We start from the raw sequence: 20,924 nt of genomic DNA, 5'->3' as shown, positions 1-20,924 counted from the left end.
CATGCCAGAGAAAAACAGAGATGGAACAAGCGCATACCCGGTTAATTGCTCAACTCAAGGAACGAATTGCCGCACCGGACAACACGCCGCTGTATCTGAAATTTGCCGAAACGGTCAAGAACGCGGTGCGCAGCGGTGTGCTCGCGCACGGTAATATTTTGCCCGGCGAGCGCGATCTGAGCCAGCTGGCCGGAGTGTCGCGTATTACGGTGCGTAAAGCCATGCAGGCGCTGGAAGAGGCTGGCGTCGTTACCCGCGCGCGTGGATACGGGACGCAAATCAACAATATCTTTGAATATTCGCTGAAAGAGGCGCGCGGCTTTTCTCAGCAGGTGGTGCTGCGTGGCAAAACGCCCAACACCCTGTGGGTCAATAAACGCATCGTGAAGTGCCCGGAAGAGATCGCCCGCCATCTTTCCCTTGCGCCGGAAAGCGATGTGTTTTTGCTTAAGCGCATCCGTTACGTGGATGACGATGCGGTATCAATAGAGGAGTCCTGGGTACCGGTAGGATTAATTCCCAACCCGGACGACATTGGCGTCTCGCTTTATGATTACTTCCGCAGCCAGAATATCTTTCCGCAGCGCACCCGTTCCCGCGTCAGCGCCCGGATGCCGGACAACGAGTTTCAGGCGCATATCAAGATGGACGATAAGATACCGGTGCTGGTGATCAAGCAAGTCGCGCTCGATCAACAGCAGCGGCCAATTGAGTACAGCATCAGCTACTGCCGCAGCGACCTATACGTCTTTGTGTGCGAGGAGTAGGGCCTCGCGCGTGGGGGCGCAGTCTCCACCGCGATGGCTGACTACCCAGGCGGCCACGGCATTGCCAAGCTGCACCGACTCTGGCAGTGACCATCCCGCAGCCAGCCCGGCAAGGGTACCTCCCGCATGGCTGTCACCGGCGCCGATGGTATCGACCACGGTAGCAGGAAACGCCGGAACGTGTCCGGAAGCGTCACCGTCGTACCAGACCGCCCCGTCTTTATCATGGCGTACGATTAGCGCAGCGCCAAACCGTTGCTGCCACTGAGTGCCGAGCTGTTCCACGTTCACGCCAAGCCATTCGGCGGCAAGTTCCGCCTCCTGCCGATTGAGCGAGACAACCGGTTTACGGGCCATAATCCGCGCCATCAGCGGGTCGGGAATATCCGCGATGCGCGGACCGAAATCGATAAAGAGCGTCACATCCTGAAGACGTTCCACCCAGGCCGTCAGCAGCTCGCCGCTGGGCGACGCCAGCTGGTAGCCGGACAAATAGATCAGGCTTTTCTCTGGCACGCTTAACCCGTCCAGCCAGCGCTGCTGCCACTGGTTCTCCACGCCGCTAAACGACATAAAGGTCCGTTCACCGTCAGGCTCCACCAGCGCCAGGCACCAGCCGTTATCGCCCGTTTCCGCTTCCACGGCGCTGTGCAGATCCTGCTTCGCCATGGCATTACGGATAATATCGGCCCACACGCCGTGGCCAACGGGAAGCGCGTTTTGCGCTGCAATGCCGAGCCGCTTGAGGGCGATGGCGATATTCAGCGCGCAGCCGCCAATATTCACTCCCTGTTGTTTCAGCTCGATATCACACCCGCGCCAGGGCAGGGCGTAGGCGTCGGCAATCACGTCGATGACCGCCGCGCCGAGCACCGTTACGGGGCGCGTAGCGTGAAGGGTTTCGAGACGGCGGGCAAAAGCACTCATACACCCTCCCTTTGCTCCCGGAAGTGCAGCAGTTTTTCGCAGTAGCGTCCGAAATCAAGCTGGTTTACGGCATCAAGTTCGCTTTTAAGCGCCGGATCAATGGCCTGTACACCGTGCAGCGCGCCACAGATGGCCGTTGCCATCGCGCCGATAGTGTCAGTATCACCGCCCAGGTTGGCGCATAACACCGCGCAGCGGTTCGGATCGGTGCCCGCAAGTTCGACCATCGCAATCGCCGCCGGTACGGACTCCAGTGTGCTCGTGCCCGCGCCAATAAGCTGATAGATCTGCTCGCTGGCGGTCTCCGTACCGTTGGCTTCGCGCACGGTTTTCAGGGCCAGCTCAATACGAGCGGAAAGCGATGCGCTGAAGTTGGTGGTGTTCGCCTCCTGCGCCGCACGGGCAATACCCGGCAGGGCATCGGCGATGTTCTGCCAGCGCTCGCCGTCGATAGCGCGTGAAACCGCCCACGCGATCACCACCGCACCGGCGATGGCGAGATCCGATTTATGGGTCGGGCTGGAGGCTAACGCAACCTGTTCAACAAAATGTGCCAGACGCGTGGCCGGTAGCAGGCATCCCAGCGGGGAGGCGCGCATCGCCGCCCCGTTGGTGACGCCGTTATTTTCCAGCTCGCTCACCGGCTTGCCGTCACGGATGGCGTTCAGGGCAATTTTGGAGGTCGGGCCGAGCACATTCTTATTGAACGCGTCAAAATCCAGCGCCCAGTCCAGAATATGCTTACCGATAACGTCAGGATTAATTTCCCCGTCGCATTCGATAATCGCGTCGGCCAGGCACAGCGCCATCGACGTATCATCCGTAAATTCGGCCTGATTAAAGTAGCAGGCGGCATTATTCTCAGCCGGGCCGGGTAAGAAACGGTCGATCCAGCCGAAGTGCGCTTTCACCCGCTTGCGCGGCCACAGTTCAGACGGCATCCCCATCGCATCCCCTAACGCCTGCCCGTAAAGAGCACCGAGAATACGGTCTTGTTTCATTTAACTTCCCCTCGTGTCAGCGCGGTATCGCCATCAACCACCTCAATTGCGGTGATCTCTTTATCCGATTCGCGGAAAAACAGCATAAACAGCACGGCAATCACTACAATCATGATTGCACCAAACGTCCACATTCCGGCCCAGTTGAAGGTCAGCCCATTCACCGGCTCTTTATAGGCGAACATTTTTTCCATCATCACGCCGCCGAGACGGTAACCCAGCAGGCTACCAAAGCCCTGACAGCACAGCGTGATCAAGCCCTGCGCCGCGTTGCGCATATGCACGGGCGCTTTTTTATCCACGTAGATGTACGCGGTGACGTAATAGAAGTCATAGCTTACGCCGTGCAGCAGAATGCCGAGGAACAGCAGGGCGTAGGTGAAGTATTGTTCGGCGCCGCCGTAAACAAAGAAGCCGTAGCGAATGGCGGCGGTGATCAGGCCCAGCAGCAAGACCTTCTTAATACCAAAGCGTTTGGTAAAGAACGGCAGAGCGAGCATGAAGAAGATTTCAGAGAACTGGCCGAGGGTCATCCAGCCGGTGGCGTTTTTCATCCCCACTTCGGTGAGATAGCCGTTGGCAAAGATGTAGTAGAAAGCCAGCGGCATGGCGAACAGGAATGAGCAGAAGAAGAACACCAGGAAGTTTTTATCGCGCAGCAGGATCAGCGCATCCAGCCCCAGCATCACTTTGATATCCAGCTTGCCGGTGCTCTTCGGCGGGGTATTCGGCAGGAAAAGTGCGAAGACGCCGAGCAGAAGGGAGCTGGCAGCGGTCATCAGCAGCGGGATATTGGTGTCAGAGATGTCGCTATAGCCCATCATCTGCGGCAGGAAGCCGCACGCCAGGCCGGATGCAATCCAGCCGATGGTGCCCATCACGCGGATGCGCGGGAAATCAGCCTCCACGTCATCGACGTTCGCAAAAGCGATGCTGTTCGTCAGCGCGATGGTCGGCATATAGGTCAGGGAGTAGGCCAGTAACAGCGGGAAGAAGGTGCTGAACTGGGTTTGCTGTGCTGCGAAATACATCAGAATCGCGCCAGCGAACATCAGCACGGCCAGCACTTTCTGGGCGGCGAAGAAACGGTCGGTCAGCGAGCCGACCAGGATAGGAGAGAGGATCGCGGCAATAGCGGTACAGGCATAGGACCAGCCAATTTCCCCGGCGGTAAACCCGCTCTTGCTCAGCCACAGCCACAGCGGCACAAACCACGCGCCCCAGATAAACCATTCAACAAACATCATGAATGACAGTTGGACTTTCGTTTTCATTTTTTAATCCTGCATGTCAGAGGTACGCATGTAACATACCATGTGATAATACCTTTTAAATACCTTTAAGGCGATTGTTTGATCAGTGTAACAAAAATGTTGTACATGAAACGAGCCAGCAGATTGTGCTTAAAAAAGTTGCAAATGGTGGAAAATAGGTTAAGTCAGTACCAGGCTTAGTCTGCCTGCAAAAACGTGGGCTTGGATCACACGCTCCGACATCATGTCGGACATACGGGAGCATCACTATGACTGATATTGCGCAGCTGCTTGGCAAAGACGCCGACAGCCTTTTACAGCATCGTTGTATGACCATTCCAGCCGACCAGCTTTATCTGCCTGGCCATGATTACGTAGACCGCGTCATGGTCGACAACAACCGTCCTCCTGCCGTACTGCGAAACATGCAGACGCTTTATAATACCGGCCGCCTGGGCGGAACCGGGTACCTCTCTATTCTGCCCGTTGACCAGGGCGTTGAACACTCTGCGGGGGCATCGTTTGCCGCGAACCCGCTCTATTTTGATCCGAAAAATATCGTCGAGCTGGCAATTGAGGCAGGCTGTAACTGCGTGGCCTCCACCTACGGCGTGCTGGCCTCCGTGTCGCGTCGCTATGCCCACCGCATTCCGTTCCTCGTTAAGCTGAACCACAACGAAACCCTGAGCTACCCAACCGAATACGACCAGACGCTCTACGCCAGCGTCGAGCAGGCGTTCAATATGGGTGCGGTGGCGGTCGGGGCAACCATCTATTTCGGTTCTGAACAGTCGCGTCGTCAGATAGAAGAGATCTCCGCGGCGTTCGAGCGCGCCCACGAGCTGGGCATGGTAACCGTGCTGTGGGCCTATCTGCGTAACGGCTCGTTCAAAAAAGACGGTGTGGATTACCACGTGTCTGCGGATCTGACCGGTCAGGCAAACCACCTTGCGGCGACCATCGGCGCGGACATCGTGAAGCAGAAAATGGCCGAGAATAACGGCGGCTATAAAGCGGTGAACTTTGGCTATACCGACGACCGCGTCTACAGCAAGCTGACCAGCGACAACCCGATCGATCTGGTGCGCTACCAGCTGGCGAACTGCTATATGGGCCGCGCCGGGCTGATTAACTCCGGCGGTGCGGCAGGCGGTGAAACCGATCTGACCGACGCGGTGCGCACGGCGGTGATTAACAAACGCGCGGGCGGCATGGGGCTGATCCTCGGCCGTAAGGCGTTCAAAAAATCTATGGCCGACGGCGTGAAGCTGATCAACGCGGTTCAGGACGTCTATCTGGACAGTAAGGTCACGATCGCTTAAGTCTTTTCCCCTCACCCTAGCCCTCTCCCCAACGGGGAGAGGGGACTGTTCAGTGCATACGGGAAGAGGGCCGCCACCCGGCAACACATCAGCGCAAAAGCTGACAGTCCGGCGGCAACCGGCACTGCAACGCCCCGGGCAACACCTCAATGCGGAATCGCTCGCCGCTGAGTGGCTCTCCATCGAGGTTAAAGGTCATGCCGTGTGGGGCGATCACTTCAAACCACGCGGATTTCCCGTCGATGATATTGGGGCTCTCCTCTGGCTGCGTCAGCGTCGTAAACAGCGCAGGCAGCAGCCCGTCGCCGGTAAAAATACGCAGCTGTAATTGACCGTCGTTGATCAATGCTTCCGGGCAAAGCTGCTGACCGCCCCCCGCCTGCCGCCCGTTGCCGATACCAATCACCAGCGCGTCGCCCTGCCAGTGGAAGTTTTCACCTTGGATCTCACAGCTGTCGGGCCTGAGCGTGTCCATACGCATCAGACCATGGATGAGATACGAAACGCCGCCCAGCGCGGCCTTCAGTTTTTCCGGCGTTTCGCTGGTAATGCGCGTGCCGAAACCGCCCGTCGCCATATTGATAAAGCAGGTTTTTTCATTCACCTGAGCAATATCGACGGCGGTAGCCTTACCGAGAATGGCCAGCTGTAGCGCTTTGCCTACATCCTCCGGAATACCGGCGCTGGTGGCAAAATCGTTGGCGGTACCGAGCGGTAAAATCCCCATCGCCGGGCGAGCTGCGTCGTTGAGGTCAATGAGCGCACCGGCGATCTCGTTGATCGTTCCGTCGCCGCCGCCGGAAATGATGGTCTGAACACCTAACCTGATGCCCTCGTCGATGTAGCGCGCCGCATCGCCTTTTTCATACGTTACCCGCACGTGTATGCATGCTCCGTCTTCACGCAATTCGGTAATCGCCTGGCGCAGCAGATCGTTGCCTGCACTCTTGCCGTTAAGAATTAATAAACTGTCTGGATAGGTTGCCATCCGGGTTGCTCCCTTTTTTAGCTATAGAAAGAGTGTATCCCAGAGAGGGAAAAAGCGGGTAAGAACAGGATGAAAGGCAAAAAATAAGCCCGCGTAAGGGCTTTGAAATCGACTAAAGAACCCCGTAGCGCTTACAGTGCATACTACTGCCGCTCAATTGACTATTGTGGTCAACGTTTGAGGTGTGACATTGGCCTTGCCTCGATTTTGAGCTGCTTACGCCAGACCCGATTATGTAGCGTTAGCGCAATGGAGCGGTAAAAAATCGATGAATTCATCCACATAATGTTCAAAAAGAAACATCCCAGCCCCAGCAAAGAGGTTATTTGCGGTGTGTAGTTCTCAACAGGGCCGAATAAAAGCGAAATCCCCGTCCAGATGAAATAAATGATGCTCATTATGCCTGTCAGCGTAATGACGAAAATATGCAGTTTATATCCAGGTAAAGAACCTCGTGTAGTCAGAAACATCGTGCTCATCACTACCAGACAATACACAATCGCTGCAATGAATACTCCCATCATAACCTTAAATTCGGGTAAGCCGAGCCAGCGAAACAGCAACAACCAGAGGGACACTTGTAGCATGGCGTAGCAAAAAATAGCCAGTAACGTGCTCACTGCCAAAGGAATTCCTGTCATATGGACGCCCACAGGAACGCCGAACCGATCTTTTAACTGTTCTTTTAATGTTTCAAGCTGGTTGGGATCATCGGTCGCCATTTTACTTTTAACCAAAGCACTTAATGCAAGGCTATCTTTAATGTATTTCATCATGGACGGGTCAATAACTTCCTGTAAATGAAAAAGACTGAATTAAACCAAAAATGTACTTACCCGTTTGTGCAACATTCTGTGGATTTCTGATATTTCCTGAGATGGCACTTCCAACGAAGGCAAAAGAATTTGAAATGGTATTCAGCAACTCACGCTGTAAGAGCAACTGCAACGCTTCTGACGGTTAACGTTTGGGATACACGCCTGCCTTCATTGCCGCTTTTACACCTGAATTCGAGATGCCGGGATTGCGGATACGAATAATCTCCTCTGTTAATCGCGTACGGTCGGCCCGGCTCATTTTTTGTAATAAGGAGAGCAAACTCTCAGACGATGAACGGTTAAGAAGGCGATATGTTAATGCAGCGCTTTTTAAACCCGCAGCAGCCCCGGCAAGAGAAATCGCATCCAGGGCTGTGTTGGTTGCTGTATACCACTCCTGGGAGTCCATCCACGCAACGTAGTCATCATGATTCATAGCAATCAACGATAGTCGGCCAAGCCCATTTGCATATTGAATTCCAGTTGCTACACCACCGGCTAAAATCACAGCGGCTATAGCACCGGAAGACCCTGCAGTGAGAGGTATAGCCATACCGGCCCCTGCCGCAAGTACAACAGTAAGAATTGCGGCTACGCATGAAATTGCCGTTGAACCAATTTCAGTCGCCAGGGAAGGGGACTGAATCGTAGCCGTTGTTGCGTGAACGGGGTTAACTTGTGAGGCATTTACTTTGGTTATGACTACATGACTAACCGAGCTTTCGTTTGGTGTCGCAATCCTTCTTGATGGCCGTACTAGCCACTGACGTGTACCGTCTGAGTAGATAATCCCGGCCTGGCTAAAATTTCTGCTGCAGTCCAGTTGACCTGCAAGTGCTGTGAAATTTATATCGCCGCCAGAGGCAAGACCAAGACTGCGTGCGAGTTCGTAATCTGGAAGATCCTTTGAAAATTGTCCTGTAAATGTCACTTCATCTCTCCGTCCGTGTGAAACGTTGACTGTTGATAAATCAAGAGTAAAGGTCCTGTTAACACTTAAAATTAGGAATGTTCCGTATAGTGTTCATCCCTCTCAAAGCCATTAAAAAATGTGATTAGGCTCCTTTGTTCGTTCGATTTGCTTAGATGATACGCCTAATGCTGACACAAACCTTTCCCGGGTCAATGCAACGCCATATTTATCAGGGGGAAAAATTTCAGGAGTTAACAAAAAAATAAGCCCGCGTAAGGGAGATTACGCAGGCTAAGGAGGTGGTTCCTGGTACAGCTAGCATTTATGGGTTATGTTTTTCAGCGGGGGGATAATACCCGTATTGAACGAAGCGGTATGTGATCCGATTCTAAGAATTATCCCAGCGTGAAAAAATCCCGTTGATTGACTATTTGCCGTGCGGATTTCGGGTATTTTCACCTTCAAAATTGCGCATCAGCAGCGCAAACTCCAGCTCTACTTCTTCAGGAACCGGCAGCCAGACCACATGGCCGTCGCCAGGTGCGACCTCAATCGCCTCACCTTTTTTGTTTTCCAGATGCTCCAGGCGGAAGTTCATGTTGCCCTGTGGTGTCATCAGCTCCAGGCTGTCGCCTTTAGTGAATTTGTTTTTTACGGCGACGGCGGCCAGCGGGCCTTTACGCTCGCCGGTGAAGTCGCCTACAAACTGCTGGCGCTCGGAAATCGAATAGCCATGCTCGTAGTTCTGGTAGTCGTCGTGGGTATGTCGACGCAGGAAACCCTCGGTATAACCGCGATGCGCCAGGCCTTCCAGCGTTTCCAGCAGGCTGGTGTCGAACGGTTTACCGGCGGCGGCATCGTCGATGGCTTTGCGATACACCTGCGCGGTACGAGCGCAGTAGTAATAGGACTTGGTGCGGCCTTCGATTTTCAGGGAGTGCACGCCCATCTGGGTTAAACGCTCCACGTGCGCGATGGCGCGCAGATCCTTCGAGTTCATGATATAGGTGCCGTGCTCGTCTTCGAAGGCGGTCATGTACTCACCCGGACGTTTGGCTTCTTCGATCATAAACACGCTGTCGGTAGGCGCGCCGATACCCAGCGTTGGCTCAACGTTGGTGACCGGGATCGGCTCGTGTTTATGCACGATGTTACCGATGTCATCCTCTTTGCCTTCCTGAACGTTATATTCCCAGCGGCAGGCATTGGTGCAGGTGCCCTGGTTCGGGTCACGCTTGTTGATGTAGCCAGAGAGCAGGCAGCGGCCGGAGTAGGCCATGCACAGCGCGCCGTGAACGAAGATTTCGATCTCCATATCCGGCACCTGGGTGCGGATCTCTTCGATCTCTTCGAGAGACAGCTCGCGAGACAGAATGACGCGGGTCAGCCCCATCTGCTTCCAGAATTTCACCGTTGCCCAGTTGACGGCGTTAGCCTGCACCGAGAGGTGAATGTCCATATCAGGGAAGTTCTCCCGAACCAGCATGATTAAACCCGGGTCCGACATGATCAGCGCGTCCGGCCCCATCTCCACGACCGGCTTCAGGTCACGAATGAACGTTTTCAGCTTGGCGTTGTGCGGCGCGATGTTCACCACCACGTAGAATTTTTTGCCCAGGGCATGCGCTTCGTTGATGCCGAGCTGAAGATTCTTATGGTTGAATTCGTTGTTACGCACGCGCAGCGAATAGCGCGGCTGGCCCGCGTAGACGGCGTCGGCACCATAGGCGAAAGCGTAACGCATATTTTGCAGCGTTCCCGCCGGGGAAAGGAGTTCCGGTTTAAACATGTTTGTTCTCGTTCTGATGACAGGTCAGATCCGCGTGCACCAGGTGCAGCGGTAAGGGGAGATCCCCCACTTTAAGGGCGGGCATTGTAGCGCTGCGGGGCGGGGAGGTAAAGCCCGGACCCCTTACCCTAACCCTCTCCCCCCTGGGGAGAGGGCAGGGTGAGGGGAGAATGTTGTCAGGCAATCCTGCACGCATCCGCTTCCCAGCGATACCCCACGCCGTACACCGCGCGAATAAACGACTGGTCGGCGTCCAGCGCCTCCAGCTTGCGGCGCAGGTTTTTGATGTGGCTGTCGATGGTGCGGTCGGTCACCACGCGGTAATCGTCATACAGATGGTTGAGCAGCTGCTCGCGGGAAAACACTTTTCCCGGCTCGTGGGAGAGGGTTTTCAGCAGGCGGAACTCCGCGGGGGTGAGATCCAATAGTTTGCTGCGCCAGCTCGCCTGGAAGCGGCTTTCGTCGACTATCAGCGGGCTTTGTGCATCCAGCACCTGCAATTCACGCTGCGGCTTGCAGCGGCGGAGGATGGTTTTCACGCGAGCGACCACCTCCCGCGGGCTGTAAGGCTTGCAGATGTAATCGTCAGCGCCGATTTCGAGCCCCAGCAGACGGTCGATCTCTTCGATTTTGGCCGTCACCATCACGATGGGCACATCGGAGAAACGACGAATTTCGCGGCACAGGGTTAGGCCGTCGGTACCCGGCAGCATCAGATCCAGCAGGATCAGATCCGGCGGCGTCTGGCGCACGTAGGGCAGCACCTGGTCGCCGTGGCTGATAAGCGTTGGCGCGTAACTCGCAGCGCGCAAATAGTCGATCAGCAGTTGCCCAAGTTTAGGCTCGTCTTCCACGATCAAAATACGCGGTGTGTTGTCGTCAATCGGTAACTCGGTCATGCTTCCCTCGATAAATCCCGTTCCAGAGGTAACTCTACTGTAATGCTAACCCCGCCAAAAGGCGAATGGGCGGCGCGGATGGTGCCGCCGTGGGCCTCCACAATATTAACGCAAATCGCCAGGCCAAGGCCGGAGCCGCCGCTGGCGCGGTTGCGTGAACCTTCGGTGCGATAGAAGCGCTCGAACAGTTTTTCCAGCTGCGCATCCTTCACGCCAGGGGCGGAGTCCGCAAAGGTCAGGGCAAAGCGCCCGTTCTCCTGCTTGCCGGAGATATGCAACCCGCCGCCGCCGTCGGTGTAGCGGAGGCTGTTCTCCAGCAGATTATTGAACAGCTGCATCAGGCGATCTCTGTCGCCGAATACCACCGCGCTGTCAGGCAGCGAGAGGTTGATTTTCAGGTCACGGCTGGCGAAGCGTTCGCGGAACGCGCCGGTCACAACTTCAAGGATATTGATCACGTCGATCGGTGCTTTCTGGTAGGCCAGGGCGCCTTCATCGGACATGGAAAGCTGATGCAGATCGTCCACCAGCTTGGTCAGCGTGCCGACTTCCGCCTGTAGCGAGGCCACGGATTCGGGGGTGAACTGCCGCAAGCCGTCCTGAATCGCCTCCAGCTCGCCGCGCAGCACCGCCAGTGGGGTGCGCAGCTCGTGCGAAATGTCGGCCATAAAGTCGCGGCGCATCTGCTGGTTTTTCTCCAGCGTGCTGGCGAGCTGGTTGAAGTCCTGCGCCAGCTTGCCCAGTTCATCCTGACTGCGGGTGTCCACGCGGGTCGAGAAATCACCCGCCGCCAGCTTATGCGTGCCTTCCACCAGGCGTTTTACCGGCGCCAGCAGGCCACGCGCCAGCGGGAAGGTGGCGAGCGCCGCAAGCAGGGTAGAAAGCGCGACAATCAGCCAGCTGGTCTGGCGCTGCTGGCGATCAAAGTTGATGTCGGTGTTGCGCGTCAGCCGCTCGACCGGCGAGGCAATAACCCAGCCCACCGTGGCGCCGTTGGAGGTGATGGCGCGCTTTGTACCGTCCGGCGGTACCGGCGAGCGCGGGCCAACGAGCACGTGCATCTCCTGATCGATCACCCAGAACTGGGTGCGCCAGCCGTGCGGCGGCATGCCCGGCCCCGGACGGTCGTCGTCATTATCGTGCTCCAGCGAGCGCAGAATTTGAAATATAAAACGATCGTTATTGCGCAGAAAACGCCAGTTACCGTGCAGGCTATACTGTTCCCCCAGCGCGTCGCTTAAGCCCTGTAAACGCTGTTCGTTACCGTGCTTAATGTAGTCAATAAAGCCGCGCTCAAAGCTGACACGCACCGCCCAGTGCATGGTAATCAGCAGGACGATACAGGTGGCGAAAATCGCCACAAAAAGCTTACCGGTGATCCCCGGACGCCAGAATTTCATGGTGCACTCCTTTTGCCGCGTCGGATCACAACGTTTTTGGTCGTGTCATTCGGTACTCTGGCAAAGATAAAAGCGGGCAGGGCGATAATTACCGCCATGCTGAGGTAGGTGTATAAAAAGACCTGATGCGCGACGGGGGTGTCGGCGCTGAGATGGTGCTGACCGTACATGCCGAGCAGCAATCCGGCGACCGTGACCCCCACGCTCATAGAGAGCTGCATGATCATCGACAGCAGGCTGTTACCACTGCTCGCCAGTTCGTCCGGCAGATCTTTCAGCGTCAGGGTGTTCATCGACGAGAAGCGCATGGAGTTGATGATCCCCTGGCAGAACAGCACCAGCGGCAGGATGTAGTACCAGCCCAGCAGCGCCACGGCCATAAACAGCAGACTAACCAGCGCCAGCCCGAGCGTGGCGGCCACCAGCACCCGGCGATAGCCAAAGCGGTTTACCACCTGCACCACAATACGCTTCATCCCCATGCTGCCGAGCACCATCGGGATCATCATCAGCCCGGCATGGAACGGCGAGAAGCCCATCCCAATCTGTAAAAATACCGGCGTCATAAACGGCAACATGCCGCTGCCGATGCGTCCGGCAAAGCTGCCGAACAGACCAAGACGGTAGGTGGGATTCTTGAACAGGTTCAGGCTAAACAGCGCGTTAGCGTTGCCTCTGGCATGCCACAGATACCAGAGAATGGCGGTGACACCCAGCGCTACCAGCAGGGCGAGCGACAGGGAGGAGATCCCCAGCCCTTTTTGCCCGTCGAGCGCCAGGGTGAGCGTCGCCATGCCAGCTGCCAGCAGGATGAAGCCAAAGAAATCAAAGCGCCGGGTCTGCATTTTATAGTTCGGCATCAGTGTCAGGGTGGCAATCGCGCCGATAATACCGACCGGCAGGTTGATCAGGAAGATCCAGTGCCAGGAGGCATACTCCACCAGAATACCGCCCAGCGCCGGGCCCAGCAGCGGGCCGACCTGACCGGGCAGGGTGACGAAGGTCATCGCCGCCATATACTGCGCGCGCGGAACAATTTTCATCACCGTTAACCGCCCGACGGGCACCATCATCGCGCCGCCGACGCCCTGTAGCACGCGCGCCATCACCAGCTGGTCAAGGGTATTGGCCTGGGCGCAAAACAGCGAGCCGGTGGTAAACAGCACAATGGCGGTGAAAAAGATGTTTCGCACGCCGACTTTATCCGCCAGCCAGCCGCTGGCGGGCAGCATCACGGCGACCGTCAGCACGTAGGCGACAATCACCATATGCATGTGCAGCGGGCTCTCCCCCAGGCTTTTCGCCATTGAGGGGAGGGCTGTGTTCACGATGGTCGTGTCCAGCGACTGCATAAAGAAGCCGAACGCGACGATCCACAATTGCCAGCGAACGTTACTGGGTAGGTCGGTCATTTACTCGGTCACCGTGGTTCTCTTTTTTCGCGAAAAACGCAGCCGCAGGCGGTCAAAGAACAGATAGACTACCGGCGTGGTGTAGAGCGTCAGCAGCTGGCTCATCACCAGGCCGCCAACGATCGTGATCCCCAGCGGCTGGCGCAGTTCAGAGCCGTCACCGCCGGATATGACCAGCGGCAGTGCGCCGAACAGCGCGGCCAGCGTAGTCATCATGATCGGGCGAAAACGCAGCAGACAGGCCTGGAATATCGCCTCGTCCGGCGTCAGGTTGCCGTTGCGCTGGGCGTCCAGGGCAAAGTCGACCATCATTATCGCGTTTTTCTTCACAATACCTATTAATAGCATGATCCCAATGAGCGCGATGAGGCTGAATGGAGCACCGAACAGCTCCAGCGCCAGCAGCGCCCCCACGCCCGCAGAGGGAAGCGTGGAGAGAATGGTCAACGGATGCACGTAGCTTTCGTACAGCACGCCCAGCACGATGTACACCGTGGCAATGGCCGCCAGGATCAAAATGACCTGCGAGTTCATGGTGTCCTGGAACACCTGCGCCGTACCGGCAAAGCTGCCGCGCACGGAGGAGGGCACCCCAAGCTGGGTCATGGCGCGGTTAATGGCATCGCTGGCCTCAGACAGCGACGAGCCGGTTGGCAGGTTAAACGAGACGGTCGAGGCGGCGGAAAGCCCCTGGTGGTTCACCGACAGCGGCGCGTTCGACGGCTGCCAGCTGGCGAAGTACGACAGCGGGATCGCCTTGCCGTCATCATTGATCACAAACATCTTGTCCAGCGCGCTGATGTCCTGGGTGTAGCGCGGATCAACTTCCATTACCACCTTGTACTGGTTCATCGGCTGATAGATGGTGGAGACTTCACGCTGCCCGAAGGCGTTGTTAAGCAGGCTGTTGGCCGCCTCCACGTTAATGCCCAGGCGGGCCATAGTTTCACGATCGTAGGTGAGCGCCATCTCCGCGCCGTTGTTCTGGCTGTCGGAGTTCACGTCCGCCAGCTGCGGCAGCGCGGCCAGCGCTTTACGGATCTTCGGCTCCCACTCGCGCAGGGCGGCTAAGTCATCCGAGAGCAGGGTGTACTGATAGCTGGCGTTAGCCTGTCGTCCGCCGACGCGGATATCCTGAACGGCCATCAAAAACAGGTTCGCCCCCGGCTCTTTGGCGAGCTTCACCCGCAAGCGATCAATGATCTGCTGCGCCGTTTCGTGACGTTCACCGCGCGGCTTAAGGGTAATAAACATCATCCCGCTGTTAACGCGCGAGCCGCCGGTAAAGCCGGTAACGTTGTCTACGGCCGGATCTTCCCGGATGATTTTCATAAAGTCCTGAAGCTTGCCGCGCATTGCCTGGAACGAAATGCTCTGGTCTGCCTGAATACCGCCCATCAGCACGCCGGTATCCTGCTCCGGGAAGAAGGTTTTCGGGATGGTGATATACATCCAGACGTTGAGCCCGATGGTGGCGATAAGCACCAGCCCGACAATACGCGTGTGGTTCAGCACCCATTTCAGCGATTTGCCGTAGCCGGACTGCATCGCCATCAGGACGTGGCCAAAGCCTTTCATGCGCGGCTGTGAGTGTGGTTGGCTGCGCTTTAGCATCCAGCCGCACATCATCGGCGTTAGCGTCAGTGAAATCACCAGTGAGATACCAATGGCGACGGAGAGCGTGACGGCAAATTCGCGCAGCAGTCGCCCCGGCAGGCCGCCCATCAGCAGCAGCGGCAGGAACACCGCCACCAGCGACAGGCTCATGGACAGGACCGTGAAGCCCACTTCGCGCGTCCCCTGAAGCGCCGCCTGGAGCGGCTTCATGCCCGCTTCCAGATGACGCGAGATATTCTCCAGCACCACGATGGCATCATCCACCACAAACCCGGTGGCAATCGTCAGCGCCATCAGCGACAGGTTGTTAAGGCTAAACCCGCACAGGTACATGGCGGCAAAGGTGCCTATCAGCGATACCGGGACCGCTACCGCCGGGATCAGCGTGGCGCGCCCCGAGCGCAGGAACAGGAACACCACCAGAATTACCAGCGCGACGGAGATGATCAGCGTTTGCTCTACCTCTTCAAGCGAGGCGCGGATGGTGGGGGAGCGGTCCTGCGCAATCTGGAGATCGATGGCCGCCGGAATGGTTTCCTGAAGCTCCGGCAGCCGCGCGCGGATGCTGTTCACCGTCTGAATGATGTTGGCTTCCGGCAGCTTGCGGATCATCAGCAAAATCGCCGGTTTGGCATTGGTCATCCCGGCGTTACGCACGTCCTGCACCGAATCGGTGACGCTGGCGACGTCGCTCAGGCGCACCGCCGCGCCGTTATTGTAGTGAATAATCAACGGCTGATACTCGGCGGCGGTTTTCAGCTCGTCGTTGGTCTGGATCTGCCAGCGGTGGCTGCTGTCCTCAATCGCACCCTGCGGCTTACGCACGTTGGCGTTGCTGATAGCGGATCGCACGTCGTCAAGCGACACGCCCTGATTAAACAGCGCCTGCGGATTCAGCCCCACGCGCACGGCGGGCAAGGAGCTGCCGCCGACATCCACGTCGCCCACGCCGTCAATCTGGGCGATGGTTTGCGCCAGCTGGGTGGAGGCAAAATCGTACAGCTCGCCCTGGGAGTAGGTCTCTGACGTAAGCGTCAGGATCATGATCGGCGCATCGGACGGGTTGGCCTTGCGGTAGGTTGGACGGCTCGGCATGCCGCTCGGCAGCAGGCTTTGGGCGGCGTTAATCGCGGCCTGCACGTCACGCGCCGCACCGTTAATATCCCGGTCGAAGTTAAATTCCAGAATGATGCGCGTGCTGCCCAGCGAACTGCTGGAGGTCATCTCGTTAACCCCGGCAATCCGCCCAAGCGATCGCTCAAGCGGCGTCGCCACCGATGAGGCCATGGTTTCCGGCGATGCGCCCGGCAGCGAGGCGCTGACCATGATCACCGGGAAATCGACCTGCGGCAGCGGGGCCACCGGCAGCAGCCGGAAGCCGAGCACGCCGCACAGGGTGATAGCGACGGAGAGTAAAATCGTCGCCACCGGACGGTAAATGAAGAGGGCGAAAAACTTCACTTACGCCTCCTCTTCACGTTTCGGGAAGCGGCTTTTTGTCCACAGGGCCAGACGGTCAAACAGCAGGTAGATAACCGGCGTGGTAAACAGTGTCAGCACCTGGCTCACCAGCAGACCGCCGACCATGCCGATGCCCAGCGGACGGCGCAGTTCGGCCCCCACGCCGGTGCTTAGCATCAGCGGCAGGGCGCCCAACAGGGCGGCGAGGGTGGTCATCAGGATCGGGCGAAAACGCAGCAGACAGGCCTGGTAAATGGCCTCGCGCGGCGCCATACCCTGCTCGCGCTCGGCGGCCAGCGCAAAGTCGATCATCATGATGGCGTTTTTCTTCACGATGCCGATAAGCAGGATGATGCCAATTATCGCAATCACGTCCAGTTCGCTCCCCGCCAGCATCAGCGCCAGCAGCGCCCCCACGCCCGCCGTCGGCAGGGTGGAGAGGATGGTGATCGGGTGGATGAAACTCTCATACAGCACGCCAAGCACGATATACATCGCCACCACCGCCGCGACAATCAGCCAGACGGTGCTGCCCAGCGCGGCCTGGAACGCCAGCGTACTGCCCTGGAACTGGGTCTGAATATCGGACGGGAAGCTGAGTTCTTTCTCCGCGCCCAGAATGGCCTCCACCGCTTCGCCCAGGGAATACCCGTCCGGCACGTTGAACGAAATGGTGGTGAACGGGAACTGATCGAGATGGTTAATCGACAGTGGGGTGTGGCGCTCTTCCACGCTGGCAATGGCGCTGAGCGGCACAATCCCGCCGTCTTTGCTGGTCAGGCGTATCGAGTCCAGCGCGGCAAGCCCGGGCGTGTTCTCGGTGTTATGTTCCAGCACCACGCGATACTGGTTGGCCTGGGTGTAAATGGTGGAGATCAGTCGCTGACCAAAGGCGTTATACAGGGCGTTATCCACGTCGGACATGGTAATGCCCAGACGGCTGGCAGTGTCGCGGTTGACGTTCACGTACGCCGCCAGCCCTTTATCCTGCCAGTCGCTGCTGACGTCAGAAACCTGCGGCAGTGCTTTCAGCTTATCCACCAGCTGCGGCACCCAGGTGCTGAGTGCATCAAGCGAGGTGGCCTGGAGCGTAAACTGGTACTGCGTGCGGCTCACCTGCGTATCAATGGTTAAATCCTGGATCGGTTGCAGATACAGCTCAATGCCCGGCACGCGCGCCACCGCGCTTTGCAGTCGCTCAATTACCGCGTTGACGCGATCGTCGCGGTCATCGAGCGGTTTAAGGTTAATTTGCAGGCGCGCGCTGTTGAGCGACGGGTTGGTGCCGTCCACGCCCACGTAGGCAGTCAGGCTTTCCACCGCCGGATCTTTCATGATGATCTCAGACACCTGCTGCTGGCGCTGCGCCATGTTGGCGAAGGAGACCGTCTGCGGCGCCTGAAGCGTGCCCTGAATAATGCCGTTGTCCTGAATCGGGAAGAAGCCTTTCGGAATGAAAATCCACAGCATCACGCTGAGCGCCAGGGTGCCGAGCGCCACGCCGAGCGTCGCCCAGGGATGATTCAGGACTTTCGCCAGCACGCGGCCGTAGGCGGCGATAATGCGCTCGAACATCCGCTCGGAAGCGCGCGAGAAGCGGTTTTGCTTGCGCAAAGATTCGTGGCTCAGCATGCGGGCGCACATCATCGGCGTTAGCGTCAGCGACACCACGGCAGAGATCAGAATGGCGACCGCCAGCGTCACGGCAAACTCGCGGAACAGCCGCCCGACGATATCGCCCATAAACAGCAGCGGGATCAGCACCGCAATAAGCGAGAAGGTGAGCGAGATGATGGTAAAGCCAATTTCTCCTGCGCCCTTCAGCGCGGCGGCTAAGGGCTTTTCACCTTTTTCGATATAGCGCGAGATGTTCTCGATGACCACGATGGCATCGTCCACCACGAACCCGGTGGCGATGGTGAGCGCCATCAGCGTCAGGTTATTAATCGAAAAGTCGAGGAACACCATCACCGCAAACGTCCCGACCAGCGAGAGCGGCACGGCGACGGCGGGAATGATGGTTGCCGGAACGTTGCGCAGGAACAGGTAGATGATCATCACCACCAGCGCAATCGCCAGCATCAGCTCGAACTGGGTGTCTGACACCGAGGCGCGAATATTCGTGGTGCGGTCAGAAAGCACTTTCACGCTCACCGATTTTGGCAGGCTTTCCACCAGCTGCGGCAGCATGGTGCGAATGCTGTCGGCGGTATCAATAATGTTCGCGCCCGGCTGGCGCTGAACGTTCATGACAATCGCCTGCTGCTTATTGGCCCACGCCCCGAGCCAGCTGTTTTCCGCGCCTTGTTCGACGGTTGCCACGTCGCCGAGGCGGATCGGCGCGCCGTTTTGATAGGCCACAACCAGCTGACGGTACTCATCGGCGGACTGCATCTGGTCGTTGGCAGAGAGCGTGACCGCACGGGTTGGGCCGTCCAGCGAGCCCTTCGCTGAGTTAACGTTGGCGCTGCTGATGGCGGTGCGAATGGTTTCGCTGGTTAACCCCAGCGCGGCAATGGCCTGGGCATTGAGCTTAACGCGCACAGCGGGGCGTTGACCGCCCGCCAGCGTCACCAGTCCCACGCCGGTCACCTGCGAAATCTTCTGCGCCACGCGGGTTTCGACCATGTCTTCCACCTGCGTCATCGGCATGGCGGAGGAGGTGACGGCAAGCGTCATGATCGGCGGGTCTGCCGGGTTGACCTTGCTATAAGCCGGTGGATTCGGCAGGTCAGACGGCAGCAGGTTAGTGGCGGCGTTAATCGCGGCCTGCACCTCCTGCTCGGCGACGTCCAGCGACAGCGTGAGCTGGAACTGAAGCGTGACGACCGAGGCGCCGCCGGAGCTCTGGGAGGACATCTGCTTCAGGCCAGACATCTGGCCAAACTGACGCTCCAGCGGGGCGGTGATGGCGGACGTCACCACATCCGGACTGGCGCCCGGATAGAGGGTGACAACCTGAATGGTCGGGTAGTCCACTTCCGGCAGCGCCGACACGGGCAGAAAACGGTAGCCAATGATCCCGGCCAGCAGGATCGCCACCATCAACAGGGTCGTCGCAACCGGACGTAAGATAAACAGGCGTGATGGCCCACCTGTAGAGCTCGGCGGCATCACCTGCATCAGGCTTTTGCTCCTGTATTCTGCGCTTCCACCACCTCGACCTGCGCCCCTTCGGTCAGACGGTCAATACCGTCGGTCACGACGCGGTCGCCAGCGGACAGCCCGGCACTGATCACCACCGTCTGACTGTCCTGGATCCCGGTTTTCACCAGATGTTTGCTGACCTTGTTTTCGCTGTTCAGCACCCAGACAAAGTTGCCTTCACTGCCCATTTGCAGGGCCGCCGTCGGGATCACCACGGCGTTTTCTTCTGTCGCGACCAGCATTCGCGCATTGACGAACTGATTCGGGAACAGGGCATCGTCCTGATTGTTGAAGCGTGCTTTAAGCTTGATGGTGCCGGTGGTGGTATCGATCTGGTTATCCAGGCTCAACAGCGAACCTTCGCTCAGCTTCTGCTTGTTGGTGCGATCCCAGGCTTCAACCACCAGCGCTTTTCCGGCCTTCTGCGCCTGTATCACCGTCGCAATGTCGCTTTCCGGCAGGGTAAAGACGAGATCGATAGGGTGCGTTTGGGTGATCACCACGATGCCCGTGGTATCTCCGCTGGAGATTTGGTTGCCGATATCAACCTGTTTCAGGCCCACGCGGCCGTCAATCGGCGCGGTGATCCGGCTCCAGTCGAGCTGGAGCTGGGCGCTGGCGACCGCGGCTTCGTCGGCCTTGATGGTGCCCTGAGATTCACTGACCAGAGACTGCTGGGTATCCAGCTCCTGGCGCGACACGAGGTTGGTTTTTACCAGCTGCTGATAGCGGGCTAAATCGCGGCGGGCATTGGCGAGGGTGGCTTTGTCTTTCGCGAGCTGCCCCTGCGCCTGCGCCAGGGCCACCTTAAACTGGCTTGGGTCGATTTCCGCCAGCAGATCGCCGGCTTTCACCTGCTGGCCTTCCTGGAAGTGGATGGCCATCAGCTGACCATCCACGCGGCTACGTACCGTCACGGTGTTGGCGGCGGTGATGGTTCCCAGCCCGGAGAGATAACGAGGCACCGCTTTATTCACCGCCGTTGCCGCCTGCACCGGTGCCAGCGCCGCGCCGCGCATACCGTGGCGCCCGCCGCCCGTTGGACGTTGTGAGGGGCTATTGGCGCCAGCAGGTGCCGTGGAGTTCGCGGACTGGCTGTGCCAGTACCAGGCGGCGGCCAGGACCACCACAATCAGACCAACGGCGATTGCCCAGCGGGATTTGTTACTGCCTTTCATCGTTATACGTTCTCGTCCTGAAACACTTTCGG

The 20,924-nt window shown here is 58.0% G+C and carries 14 protein-coding genes and 1 pseudogene; 2 read left to right on the top strand and 13 right to left on the bottom strand.

The features are described 5' to 3' along the window. Positions 1-20: 20 nt before the first annotated feature. Positions 21-767, top strand: coding sequence for a GntR family transcriptional regulator (locus tag ACQG1K_RS14550; protein WP_023300564.1), 747 nt, complete (start codon positions 21-23; stop codon positions 765-767). Here ACQG1K_RS14550 and ACQG1K_RS14545 read toward each other — a convergent pair. From ACQG1K_RS14545 to ACQG1K_RS14535, 3 genes are read right to left on the bottom strand one after another with little or no spacing between them, the layout of a single operon-like run. Next, positions 741-1,694 carry a PfkB family carbohydrate kinase gene (locus ACQG1K_RS14545; protein WP_023306586.1) on the bottom strand — a complete coding sequence of 318 codons (954 nt, stop codon included), beginning with the start codon at positions 1,692-1,694 and terminating at the stop codon, positions 741-743. The two genes, ACQG1K_RS14550 and ACQG1K_RS14545, sit on opposite strands and share 27 nt — an antisense overlap. After that, positions 1,691-2,695, bottom strand: coding sequence for an ADP-ribosylglycohydrolase family protein (locus tag ACQG1K_RS14540; RefSeq protein WP_367076016.1), 1,005 nt, complete (start codon positions 2,693-2,695; stop codon positions 1,691-1,693). Before ACQG1K_RS14540 ends, ACQG1K_RS14545 begins: the two co-directional genes overlap by 4 nt. Then, the gene (locus ACQG1K_RS14535) at positions 2,692-3,969 is read right to left on the bottom strand and encodes a nucleoside permease (protein WP_022648655.1); all 1,278 of its coding nucleotides are present in this window, start codon (positions 3,967-3,969) and stop codon (positions 2,692-2,694) included. Before ACQG1K_RS14535 ends, ACQG1K_RS14540 begins: the two co-directional genes overlap by 4 nt. Before the next feature lie 248 nt (positions 3,970-4,217). Between ACQG1K_RS14535 and fbaB the strand changes: the two genes are divergently transcribed. Then, a complete protein-coding gene (gene fbaB, locus ACQG1K_RS14530; protein WP_022648654.1) occupies positions 4,218-5,270 on the top strand; it encodes a class I fructose-bisphosphate aldolase in 1,053 nt (350 codons plus the stop codon). A gap of 88 nt (positions 5,271-5,358) precedes the next feature. On the opposite strand, the gene yegS is transcribed toward fbaB, so the two are convergent. From yegS to ACQG1K_RS14480, 10 genes and pseudogenes are all read right to left on the bottom strand, one after another. Further along, the gene (yegS, locus tag ACQG1K_RS14525; protein WP_367076014.1) at positions 5,359-6,258 is read right to left on the bottom strand and encodes a lipid kinase YegS; all 900 of its coding nucleotides are present in this window, start codon (positions 6,256-6,258) and stop codon (positions 5,359-5,361) included. Positions 6,259-6,428: 170 nt separating this feature from the next. Continuing rightward, positions 6,429-7,034, bottom strand: a complete 606-nt coding sequence (locus ACQG1K_RS14520; RefSeq protein WP_023306583.1) for a hypothetical protein — start codon at positions 7,032-7,034, stop codon at positions 6,429-6,431. Positions 7,035-7,041: 7 nt separating this feature from the next. Continuing rightward, positions 7,042-8,007 (bottom strand): annotated as a pseudogene (locus ACQG1K_RS14515) (hypothetical protein). A gap of 409 nt (positions 8,008-8,416) precedes the next feature. Then, positions 8,417-9,778, bottom strand: a complete 1,362-nt coding sequence (gene yegQ, locus ACQG1K_RS14510) for a tRNA 5-hydroxyuridine modification protein YegQ (protein WP_367076010.1) — start codon at positions 9,776-9,778, stop codon at positions 8,417-8,419. A gap of 176 nt (positions 9,779-9,954) precedes the next feature. Beyond that, the gene (baeR, locus tag ACQG1K_RS14505) at positions 9,955-10,677 is read right to left on the bottom strand and encodes a two-component system response regulator BaeR (protein ID WP_015572364.1); all 723 of its coding nucleotides are present in this window, start codon (positions 10,675-10,677) and stop codon (positions 9,955-9,957) included. Then, positions 10,674-12,077, bottom strand: a complete 1,404-nt coding sequence (gene baeS / locus ACQG1K_RS14500) for a two-component system sensor histidine kinase BaeS (RefSeq protein WP_023306582.1) — start codon at positions 12,075-12,077, stop codon at positions 10,674-10,676. The genes baeR and baeS overlap by 4 nt, the downstream gene beginning before the upstream one ends. Then, positions 12,074-13,489 carry an MFS transporter gene (locus tag ACQG1K_RS14495; protein WP_045621313.1) on the bottom strand — a complete coding sequence of 472 codons (1,416 nt, stop codon included), beginning with the start codon at positions 13,487-13,489 and terminating at the stop codon, positions 12,074-12,076. Before ACQG1K_RS14495 ends, baeS begins: the two co-directional genes overlap by 4 nt. Next, positions 13,490-16,567 (bottom strand): multidrug efflux RND transporter permease subunit MdtC, encoded by a 3,078-nt coding sequence (mdtC, locus tag ACQG1K_RS14490; protein ID WP_367076007.1) that lies wholly within the window; start codon positions 16,565-16,567, stop codon positions 13,490-13,492. Then, a complete protein-coding gene (locus tag ACQG1K_RS14485) occupies positions 16,568-19,690 on the bottom strand; it encodes an MdtB/MuxB family multidrug efflux RND transporter permease subunit (RefSeq protein WP_367076005.1) in 3,123 nt (1,040 codons plus the stop codon). Further along, entirely contained in the window at positions 19,690-20,892 is a 1,203-nt protein-coding gene (locus tag ACQG1K_RS14480; protein WP_032623941.1) for an MdtA/MuxA family multidrug efflux RND transporter periplasmic adaptor subunit, read from the bottom strand. The genes ACQG1K_RS14485 and ACQG1K_RS14480 overlap by 1 nt, the downstream gene beginning before the upstream one ends. Between the last annotated feature and the right edge of the window lie 32 nt (positions 20,893-20,924).

It is taken from the genome of Enterobacter cloacae complex sp. 402C9, assembly GCF_050030745.1.
Lineage (GTDB): Bacteria > Pseudomonadota > Gammaproteobacteria > Enterobacterales > Enterobacteriaceae > Enterobacter > Enterobacter intestinihominis.
Note: the sequence above shows the minus strand (reverse complement) of the source record. Positions and strands in the feature narration are given on the sequence as shown.

What these genes read in the sequence shown, in the direction of transcription:
- ACQG1K_RS14550 (WP_023300564.1), top strand. Translation starts at nt 21, where the DNA reads ATGGAACAAGCGCATACCCGGTTAATTGCTCAACTCAAGGAACGAATT.
- ACQG1K_RS14545 (WP_023306586.1), bottom strand. Translation starts at nt 1,694, where the DNA reads ATGAGTGCTTTTGCCCGCCGTCTCGAAACCCTTCACGCTACGCGCCCC.
- ACQG1K_RS14540 (WP_367076016.1), bottom strand. Translation starts at nt 2,695, where the DNA reads ATGAAACAAGACCGTATTCTCGGTGCTCTTTACGGGCAGGCGTTAGGG.
- ACQG1K_RS14535 (WP_022648655.1), bottom strand. Translation starts at nt 3,969, where the DNA reads ATGAAAACGAAAGTCCAACTGTCATTCATGATGTTTGTTGAATGGTTT.
- fbaB (WP_022648654.1), top strand. Translation starts at nt 4,218, where the DNA reads ATGACTGATATTGCGCAGCTGCTTGGCAAAGACGCCGACAGCCTTTTA.
- yegS (WP_367076014.1), bottom strand. Translation starts at nt 6,258, where the DNA reads ATGGCAACCTATCCAGACAGTTTATTAATTCTTAACGGCAAGAGTGCA.
- ACQG1K_RS14520 (WP_023306583.1), bottom strand. Translation starts at nt 7,034, where the DNA reads ATGATGAAATACATTAAAGATAGCCTTGCATTAAGTGCTTTGGTTAAA.
- yegQ (WP_367076010.1), bottom strand. Translation starts at nt 9,778, where the DNA reads ATGTTTAAACCGGAACTCCTTTCCCCGGCGGGAACGCTGCAAAATATG.
- baeR (WP_015572364.1), bottom strand. Translation starts at nt 10,677, where the DNA reads ATGACCGAGTTACCGATTGACGACAACACACCGCGTATTTTGATCGTG.
- baeS (WP_023306582.1), bottom strand. Translation starts at nt 12,077, where the DNA reads ATGAAATTCTGGCGTCCGGGGATCACCGGTAAGCTTTTTGTGGCGATT.
- ACQG1K_RS14495 (WP_045621313.1), bottom strand. Translation starts at nt 13,489, where the DNA reads ATGACCGACCTACCCAGTAACGTTCGCTGGCAATTGTGGATCGTCGCG.
- ACQG1K_RS14485 (WP_367076005.1), bottom strand. Translation starts at nt 19,690, where the DNA reads ATGCAGGTGATGCCGCCGAGCTCTACAGGTGGGCCATCACGCCTGTTT.
- ACQG1K_RS14480 (WP_032623941.1), bottom strand. Translation starts at nt 20,892, where the DNA reads ATGAAAGGCAGTAACAAATCCCGCTGGGCAATCGCCGTTGGTCTGATT.